Genomic DNA, 2,359 nt, shown 5'->3' with positions numbered 1-2,359 from the left:
CTTCTTTTGTTGTAAATCTTTCTTTAAACGTCTGTCTATCAATGTTTTTTAGTATCCTCATCGTTCCTGAATTTGAATACAATTTACAAAATAATATACTCATATACAACTATTTGTGAACTAAATGGGTAACCCTATTATAATAATTAGAATTTATTATGTTTAAATCATCGTCTAATTCAAAGAAAAATAGCTCATAAAAACCTGGGGTGGCATTTATCTCAGAAGTTCCAAGAATTGATAAATTTCCATTATCTAATTTAATCATTTCATTTATCAATACACTATATTGATCATTATATAAAATCAATGAATCTACAACCACCCCTTCGATATCTAACTTAAATAGACAAGCATTATGAATGAGGTTGGCTTGCATTCTATTAGCTGCTATGTAATAGGAATTCCCTAGGGCACATATCTTGGGACTATGATAATTGTTTGGACTACATATTGTTGTTACAAAAGTATTCTGACAATAACTTAAAGATGCAATGAGGATAAATACAAATAGAACCGAGGATTTTTTATTCATATAATTTATTTTAGTAATGAGTATGCTAGACAGGTCTAACATACTCATTTCTTATATTATTAATCATTTGGAATGCGAACTACCCTTTTACCAAAAGTTATTTCTCCAGTATGTAATTTTGAGTTGACTCCATTATAACTAAACGTATTTCCTTCTAGGAATAGATAAACGAATTCTAATTCGTTATTAGGGTAAGCTATTTGTAAATTAGCTAATTCAATTTGAATTACATCAAGAGTTCCCTGAAGATAGAAATTCATCTCAATTGGTTCAAGACATCCATCTATTGGATATTCTATACGTTCCATTTCATAATACATAGCATAATCTAACCAATTATCTAGAAGTATTCCATTCGAATTTGGAACATCATCTGGATTTGCATAATTATCTGCAATAATCTCTTTTGGTGTTAAATCTACAATATATGAATCTACATAAGGGTCAATTAATTCAATATTCTCAATATTATTTATTTTGTATTCGATCTCTTTAGCGGCATCAGAGTTATCAGAATTATTTATGCCACAGCCTCCTTCTCCATAACCATATCGCCAATAATCATTTTCTCCAAAAGGTATATATACACCAGGATTATCAACATACTCACTCCCAAAACCTGTGGTCATTGAGATTTTTAATGAACCATTTTTCAGCTCATTATTACCAATACTGATATCAGTAGCAAAAATAAAATTATCAGCTCCAGGTAAAGAATTCAATGTAGCTAATAAGTGTTCCTCCATTTCAAAAACAGCTGCCACGACATCAGAATAAGATACCATGTCATTTTCAACACTTAAATCAATTATAAAGGACTTATCGACAGTCAAGTTGTTAATTTGTAAATCAGGTGTAGAGTAATTAAAATTAAGCAACGCTTCCATATTCCAAACGGCATCTTCAACACTCATCATTTCCCCATCCTTAAAACTATTGTTTTTAATTTTATTCTGGAAATCTAAAATCTGATTTTGGATTTTCACATCTTCTTCTGACCAATAAACTTCATTTTCTGTGTTTGATTGTTTGGAGTAATCTTCGTCTTTCTCACATGCTACCATTGTAATAGCAATAACTCCTAATAATAGAAATATATTATATATTCTTCTCATTATAAACTGTGTTTATGAACCATCTCTTTTTATCTGGTTCTATTAAAAAATTTAACTTTGTAAATTCAAACGGTCTGTTGCTAGGCTTTACTCCGAGAGGTAAGATATTTGTGGTGGAGCTTAGGACGGGCTGTTTGTTTTCACTTAAGACCAAAACAAAGGCACGCCCCATATCTGGTCAAAATTATTTTTTCCTAATACAAATAGTTGGTATTTTATATTTCTTCCATTCCTAAATGCTCTGTGATTTTCTTTTTCAATGGAAATAAAACTCAAATTTATCTCACGGGGGGGGGTATGGCAATTTGGTGTTCTTTTCCTTCTTTTCAAAAGAAGAAATCCCGAGATGGATAAATGGATTCATTTCAAACATAAATAGATAAACTGTAGTATAAATTGCCCGTCAAAAGTAAAATAAATTTTGAACTGTTTAAGGATTTTAACAAAATATATTTCATTCCTTTTTGAAGTATATTTATTTTACATAGATTTTATATATTATTGGATATTGTTTAGAATCATTATACTCCTTTATTCTAATAAAAGCACTGTCATTGTGAGCGAAGTGAAACAATCCCCTGCAAGCTACAGCACCCTTTATTGATAGAAGCTAATCCTAGAAGGGAATAGTAAAACGTGTTAGAGCCTTTGTAGGATATTCTTTCGCCAATTCACCAGCTCTCCCCATCGCCAACTCGCCAACTCACCA

The 2,359-nt window shown here is 30.8% G+C and carries 2 protein-coding genes; both read right to left on the bottom strand.

The features are described from left to right. Positions 1 to 109: 109 nt before the first annotated feature. Positions 110 to 535, bottom strand: a complete 426-nt coding sequence (locus HNS40_RS22130) for a hypothetical protein (RefSeq protein WP_172284889.1) — start codon at positions 533 to 535, stop codon at positions 110 to 112. 59 nt (positions 536 to 594) lie between these two features. After that, positions 595 to 1,650: a hypothetical protein gene (locus HNS40_RS22125; RefSeq protein WP_172284888.1), complete on the bottom strand. Its 1,056-nt coding sequence runs from the start codon at positions 1,648 to 1,650 to the stop codon at positions 595 to 597. Between the last annotated feature and the right edge of the window lie 709 nt (positions 1,651 to 2,359).

The organism is Lentimicrobium sp. S6, from assembly GCF_013166635.1.
Taxonomy (GTDB): Bacteria; Bacteroidota; Bacteroidia; order Bacteroidales; family UBA12170; genus UBA12170.
Note: the sequence above shows the minus strand (reverse complement) of the source record. Positions and strands in the feature narration are given on the sequence as shown.